This is a genomic window from Jatrophihabitans sp. (assembly GCF_035474675.1).
Taxonomy (GTDB): domain Bacteria; phylum Actinomycetota; class Actinomycetes; order Mycobacteriales; family Jatrophihabitantaceae; genus Jatrophihabitans_A.
On record NZ_DATINC010000049.1, the window covers coordinates 20914 to 27359 of the forward strand.

General features: G+C 68.9%; 7 protein-coding genes and 1 pseudogene. 4 read left to right on the forward strand and 4 right to left on the reverse strand.

The window, feature by feature from the left end:
- Window positions 1-25 precede the first annotated feature (25 nt).
- From sufC to VLJ82_RS05500, 4 genes are all read left to right on the forward strand, one after another.
- Window positions 26-781, forward strand: a complete 756-nt coding sequence (gene sufC, locus VLJ82_RS05485) for a Fe-S cluster assembly ATPase SufC (protein WP_408662317.1) — start codon at window positions 26-28, stop codon at window positions 779-781.
- 76 nt (window positions 782-857) lie between these two features.
- Complete coding sequence (locus VLJ82_RS05490) at window positions 858-2117, forward strand: cysteine desulfurase (RefSeq protein WP_408662318.1); 1260 nt, start codon at window positions 858-860, stop codon at window positions 2115-2117.
- Between the two features lie 43 nt (window positions 2118-2160).
- Complete coding sequence (gene sufU, locus VLJ82_RS05495) at window positions 2161-2685, forward strand: Fe-S cluster assembly sulfur transfer protein SufU (RefSeq protein WP_408662324.1); 525 nt, start codon at window positions 2161-2163, stop codon at window positions 2683-2685.
- On the forward strand, window positions 2682-3026 hold the full coding sequence (locus VLJ82_RS05500) for a metal-sulfur cluster assembly factor (RefSeq protein WP_408662319.1): 345 nt from the start codon (window positions 2682-2684) through the stop codon (window positions 3024-3026). Before sufU ends, VLJ82_RS05500 begins: the two co-directional genes overlap by 4 nt.
- Window positions 3027-3044: 18 nt before the next feature.
- Here VLJ82_RS05500 and VLJ82_RS05505 read toward each other — a convergent pair whose 3' ends face one another.
- The 4 genes and pseudogenes from VLJ82_RS05505 to VLJ82_RS05520 form a co-directional block, all read right to left on the reverse strand.
- The gene (locus tag VLJ82_RS05505; RefSeq protein WP_408662320.1) at window positions 3045-4307 is read right to left on the reverse strand and encodes a hypothetical protein; all 1263 of its coding nucleotides are present in this window, start codon (window positions 4305-4307) and stop codon (window positions 3045-3047) included.
- 130 nt (window positions 4308-4437) lie between these two features.
- Window positions 4438-5001 (reverse strand): hypothetical protein, encoded by a 564-nt coding sequence (locus VLJ82_RS05510; RefSeq protein ID WP_408662321.1) that lies wholly within the window; start codon window positions 4999-5001, stop codon window positions 4438-4440.
- Window positions 4994-6052, reverse strand: a complete 1059-nt coding sequence (locus tag VLJ82_RS05515; protein ID WP_408662322.1) for a nucleotidyltransferase domain-containing protein — start codon at window positions 6050-6052, stop codon at window positions 4994-4996. Before VLJ82_RS05515 ends, VLJ82_RS05510 begins: the two co-directional genes overlap by 8 nt.
- A pseudogene (locus VLJ82_RS05520) lies at window positions 6049-6446 on the reverse strand (hypothetical protein); the annotation flags it as partial. The pseudogene VLJ82_RS05520 and the gene VLJ82_RS05515, both read right to left, overlap by 4 nt.

Genomic DNA, 6446 nt, shown 5'->3' on the forward strand with positions numbered 1-6446 from the left:
CGGAAACCTAAGGAGAACCAAGCAGATGTCCGAGCTCGAGATCCGCGACCTGCACGTCGCCGTGGACGACACCCCGATCCTCAAGGGCGTCAACCTGACGGTCGCCTCCGGCCAGACGCACGCGATCATGGGCCCGAACGGCTCCGGCAAGTCCACCCTGGCGTACTCGATCGCCGGCCACCCGAAGTACACGGTCACCTCCGGCCAGGTGTTGCTGGACGGCCAGGACGTGCTGGCGATGGCCGTCGATGAGAGAGCGCGAGCAGGGCTCTTTCTGGCCATGCAGTACCCGGTCGAGGTTCCAGGGGTGTCGGTGTCGAACTTCCTGCGCACCGCGGCCACCGCGATCCGGGGCGAGGCGCCGAAGCTTCGCACCTGGGTCAAGGAAGTCAATGCCGCGATGGGCGAGCTGGAGATGGACAAGGCCTTCGCCGAGCGCAACGTCAACGAGGGCTTCTCCGGTGGCGAGAAGAAGCGCCACGAGATCCTGCAGATGGCGCTGCTGAAGCCGAAGATCGCCATCCTGGACGAGACCGACTCGGGCCTGGACGTCGACGCGCTGCGGGTCGTCAGCGAGGGCGTCAACCGCGTCCGGGAAACCGGCATCGGCACCCTGCTGATCACCCACTACACCCGGATCCTGCGCTACATCAAGCCCGACTTCGTGCATGTCTTCTTCGACGGCCGGATCGTGGAATCGGGTGGCGCCGAGCTCGCCGACGAGCTCGAGGCGCACGGCTACGCCCGCTACGGGGCGAACGAGCCGGCGGCAGTGCTGTAGTTCTCAGCTGGGCGGGGGTAAGGCTCGGCCCCGGTTCGTTGTTCAGTGGAGAAAGAAGCTCAGCGAGGAGGTGCAGGTGTCCAGGTCCTTCGACGTCGAGGCGATCCGCAAGGATTTCCCGATCCTGTCCCGGCAGGTGCACGGGGTCCCGCTGGTCTACCTGGACTCGGCCAACACCTCGCAGAAGCCCCGCCAGGTGCTCGATGCTCTCGAGGACTTCTACTCCCAGCACAACGCCAATGTCGCGCGGGCGGTGCACACCCTCGGCTCCGAGGCGACCACGCTGTTCGAGGCGGCCCGCGACAAGGTGGCGGCCTTCATCAACGCCCCCAGCCGCGACGAGGTGATCTTCACCAAGAACATCTCCGAGTCCCTCAACCTGCTGGCGTACTCGCTGTCGAATGCCACTACCTTCCCGGGTGCGGAGAAGTTCCGGATCGGCCCCGGCGACAACATCGTGGTGACCGAGATGGAGCACCACTCGAACCTGGTGCCGTGGCAGCTGCTGGCCCAGCGCACCGGCGCCGAGTTCCGGTTCATCCCGATCGACGAGGACGGCCGGCTGGTCACCTCCGCGATCGAGGAGCGGATTGACGAGCGCACCAAGGTGGTGTCGTTCGTCCACCAGTCCAACGCGCTGGGCACCGTCAACCCGGTGGCCCGGATCGTGGCCCGGGCCAAGGCGGTCGGGGCGCTCACCATCCTCGACGCGGCCCAGTCCGCGCCGCACCGCCCGGTGGACGTCCAGGCTCTGGGCGTCGACTTCCTCGGTTTCACCGGGCACAAGCTGTACGGCCCGACCGGGGTCGGGGTGCTGTGGGGTCGCTACGAGCTGCTGGCCGAGCTGCCGCCGTTCATGGGCGGGGGCGAGATGATCGAGACCGTGGACATGACCGGCACCACCTACGCCGCGCCGCCGCACCGCTTCGAGGCCGGCACCCCGATGATCGCCGAAGCGGTCGGGCTGGGCGCGGCCATCGATTACGTCAGCGCGATCGGGATGGACACCATCCAGGCGCACGAGGACGAGCTGACCCGGTATGCCCTGCAGGCGTTCGCCGCCGTGCCCGGCCTGAAGGTGATCGGCCCGACGTCGCCCGAGGACCGCGGCGCCACCATCGCGTTCACCGTGAAGGGCATCCATCCCCACGATGTCAGCCAACTGCTGGACGAGCAGGGGATCGCGGTGCGGGCCGGGCACCACTGCGCCCGCCCGGTGTGCGTCCGGTACGGCATCTCGGCGACCACCCGGGCATCGTTCGGCATCTACACCACCACCGACGAGATCGACGCCCTGGTCACCGGCCTGGCCCGAGTGCAGGAGATGTTCGGATGAGCGAGCATCGCAGCGAAGCGCAGAGCTGGGGGCGACGATGAGCCTGTCGATGGATTCGATGTACCAGCAGATCATTCTCGATCATTACAAGCACCCGCAGCACCGCGGCCAGATCGAGCCGTTCGACGCCGAGGTGCACCACGTCAACCCGACCTGCGGCGACGAGGTGACGCTGCGGGTCCGGCTGGCCGGCGACGAGATCGCCGAGCTCGGCTGGGTGGGGGAGGGCTGCTCGATCAGCCAGGCGTCCACCTCGGTGATGAGCGACCTGGTGGTCGGCACGCCGATCGAGAACGCGCTGCGGTTGCAGGAGAAGTTCCTGGAGCTGATGCAGTCGCAGGGGCAGAGCGAGCTGACCGAGGACGAGGCCGAAGCCCTCGACGACGCCGTGGCCTTCGAGGGAGTATCGAAGTACCCGGCGCGGGTCAAGTGCGCGCTGCTGGGCTGGATGGCGATGAAGTCGGCGGTCGCGGCGGCGAGCAGCGGCACCGAGGCGAAGAGCGGCACCGAGGCGAAGAGCGTCACCGCAACCGAACAGCGAGCCACCGAGCAGGGAGCACAGTCATGACCGAAGCCGGCACCATTCCCAAGCCGTCGCAGGACGACGTCGAAGAGGCGTTGCGCGACGTGGTCGACCCCGAGCTGGGCATCAACGTCGTCGACCTCGGCCTGATCTACGGCCTCGACATCGCCGACGACGCCACGGTGACTGTCGACATGACGCTGACCTCGGCGGCCTGCCCGCTGACCGACGTGATCGAGGAGCAGGCCGAGGCCGCGCTGACCGGCGGACCCAAGCCGCTGGCCAGCGCCATGAAGATCAACTGGGTCTGGATGCCGCCGTGGGGCCCGGACAAGATCACCGACGACGGCCGCGAGCAGTTGCGGGCGCTCGGCTTCAACGTCTGATCAGCGGGCTGAGGGCTGTCATCTGGCCCGCTCACGTCCGGTGAGCCAGGTCCGGTATTCCCGCAGGTCCGGCGCGGCGTCCCGGCTGGCGGTGTGCACGATGGCCCACTCCATTCCCCGCAGCATCAACTCGGTGTCCAGCTTGCTGATCACGTCGGCGCCGATCCGCACCTGGACGACGACCTCATCCTCATACCGGTATGCCAGGACGAACACTCCCAGGTCCTCGCCGTCGGCCCGGCTACCGGTCCAGCTGAAGGTTGATTCGGCGGTCGCCGCCGGCTGCCCGGCGCCGGCCAGGTCGCGCTGCCCCAACAGCACGTTCAGGCCGATCTGATCTCGGCCCTCACCCATGTCGGGCGGCTCGCGACGTGAGTGCAGGCAAGCCTTCAACACCGCCGCGTTCAGCCGCGACCAGTTCGCCAGCAGCTCGTCCGGATCCACCTCGACCCGCAGCACGCCGATCTGGCTCAGCGGGCCGGGGTAGTCGCGCCACGCCCGGTTGAACCGATTGGCCGACCAGATTCGCAGCACCGGCCGTGCCACGCCGGTCGCGACGCCGGCCGCGAAAGCCAGCGCGCCCGCGAAGGCGGTGACCGGCAACACCCGCTCGCGCCGGTACAGCTCGGCCAGCGCGTGCAGCAGCGCCGTGGACCGTAGCTCGCCGTACCAGTACCGGTCACCGGTGTAGCTGAGCGGCGCCCGTGGGAACATCGTCGGCGGTGCGCCGGCCAGCTGCTCGACCAGGTAGGCCGCTGCCTGGTCGTTGACCGCCTGACCGTCCGGCGACAGCTCCCAGGCCACCACGTCGGCCGGCGAAAGGCTTCGCCTCGGCGGCTCCAGCTGGCCGCCTTGCTCGGCGGCCCGCACCCGCTCGGCCAGGTCAGCGCGCAGCAGCCGGATGCCCCACCAGTCAGCAGCGCGGTGACTCACCCGCAGCACGATGCGCGTGACCGCCGCGGCAAGAGCCGGATCGCCGTCGGCCAGGGCAGCCTCGATGACCAGCGCGCCGCTGACCGGCAGCTCGTCCGGCGCCAGCCGGGGAACCCAGCCGTCCAGATCCGCCCAGCTCGTGCTGACACCGCTCACCACGACGAGGTCCAGGCTGCCCGCGCCGACGATTCGCTGCCGGGGCGTCGCGTCCTGGTCGGTGATCACGGACCTGAGCACCGGATGCGAGTGGATGAAAGCGGCAATCAGCGCCCTGGCCTCAGCCACCGACAGCGACCCGCCGGTCGGGCAGTCGATGAAGAGGTCATCACGCCACTGATCCTCGCCCATGTGCATCAGGATGTTGCGGAAGAACCGCTGTCCCCAGGAGAGGTCGAAGGCAGCCGTGTCAGGTTCAGTCCCGAAGTCGCACCGGACCGACCGCGGCCGGCTTGCCGGCGCCGACGGTGGCGGCTGCATCTCAGGCGTCCTCGTCCTTGGCAAGGCTGGCCCGGACGCTTTCGTACCAGCCCTGCCCCTCGGGGCTGGACCCGCTCGGCAGGTACCAGTCATCTGACTGAGCCAGCCCGATCACCGCGGCGACGCGCCGCATGGTGTCGACGCCGTCCGCCCAGGCCTGGATCGCCTGGGCGCGGGTCGCCGCGGGCAGGCCCAGCTCGGAGCTCAGGAAGCCGACGGTCCTGGCGACCTCGGCCGCCAGCTCGCCGAGTCCGGGCGCCGGCCGCAGCCACAACTGCCAGGCCTTGTCCGCGGCGGCAGCGTCGACGGCGGCAAGCACCTCCAGCGCCGCGACGGTCACCTCCACCTCGTCAGAGCCCTCCGGCACGCTGAGACCGCGCTGCAGCGCGTGCAAGGTACACCCGGTGGTCAGCAGCGCCTCCTGCGAGACCCACGCCAGGCCGAGCTGGCCGGCGTCCAGCGCGCCTTCCAGGTCGAACATCGTGCTCATCAGGTTCAGTTGCAGGTTGTTCTGCCGGCGCCGGGCCTTGAGCCAGGACGAGAGGGCTTCGGGACTGTCAAGCATGCGCGCCATCCTCCGAGCTGCTCGGGCGGACGAAGCCGGCAGCATGTAGTCGTTGAAAGTCGGTCGACATCGCGATCCGCAACAGCTCGGCCGGCAAACCCAACTGCTCGCCGACTGCCTCGGTGGCCGACCGCCAGGACCGTCCGCCGGACAGCAGGGCACAGATCGCAACCGTCGGACCGCCCGCCCGGACTATCGATCGGCTGCCGATGGTCAGGTAGCTGGCTTGCTCGGTCTGGATCAGCCGGGCGTCGGGATGCAGCTCCCAGTCCCCGCGGTCCAGCGCCCGCAGCAGCTCAGCCGGCGCGGCCAGCTCGGCTGTCAGCTGCGCTATCCGGTCGGCCAACCCGGACCGGTCGGTGGTCACGGCGAATACCTCTCCCGCGAAGGCTTCGGCGTCGACGCCGAATCGTCGGACCGCCTTCTCCACCGTCCACTTGCTCGACGGGTACCCCTCCCCCTGCTCGGCGAGCGCCTTGGACGCCTGCCACAGCTGGGCGTTGCGAAGGTGGATGGCGGCAGCCCGATAGTGCCCTGACGTGAGGTGTGCCTGCGAGCTCGCGAGCCGCTCCACCGCCCGCCTGGTGCACCATCTGCTGAAGGCCGCGCAGGCCACGTCCTTGTCGAACCGATCGAGGACCGGGGCCATGGATGGCTGCCGGACGACGTGGATGCCGATCGAGATCCGGTAGTAGCGATCGAAGTCCTTGTACTGCAGCTCTGCCAGATTCGTCCAATCGATGGTGGCTATGCGATCGGCGAGCGCGTCGAGAGAATCCAGTGTCATGTACTCGCAGTCGACGTAGCGCTGCTCGCGCATCCCGATCGAGGTGGACTGCGACCGGCGGTGGGCAGGTCGCGAGGAGATGACGTAGAGATCGATATCCGAACTCTTGTTGCCCAGGCCCTCCACGAGCGAACCCGTCGCGAGGCAGGAGATCGGTCCGTCGGCAGCCTTCAGCAGTTGCGTGACCTCGTCGAGCACCTGCGGCCAGAGCGTTCGCAGCAGCGGCGGGTAGCGAGGTGGCAGGCTGACTGCGATGTCATTCATGGCTGCTCTCCACGTCGGTAGGTCCACAATTCGTCGAGGCTGTTCGACAGCACGCCGTGGCGGCGCACCTTTCCGCTGGTGGTCAACGGGATCGAGCCCGCGGTCACGAACCGCACTGTGCCCACGGTGAGACCGAACCGCCTGGCCAGCCGTGCCACGATCTGGCGGGCGGCAGCGGCCATCGACTGCTGGGTCGGCGGCGCCAGGGCCGGGTTCCACTCGGCCACGATCGCCACGCTTGACCGGGTCTCGTCGGCGAGCGCGACCACCCGGCCGGCTCGGACGTGTTCGCTCGCGGCGCTGACCTCGGCCTCCAGATCGGCGCCGTAGAAGTTCTCGCCGTTGACCTGGAATCGCTCGTGGGACCGCCCCAGCAGGAACAGCTCGCCGTGGT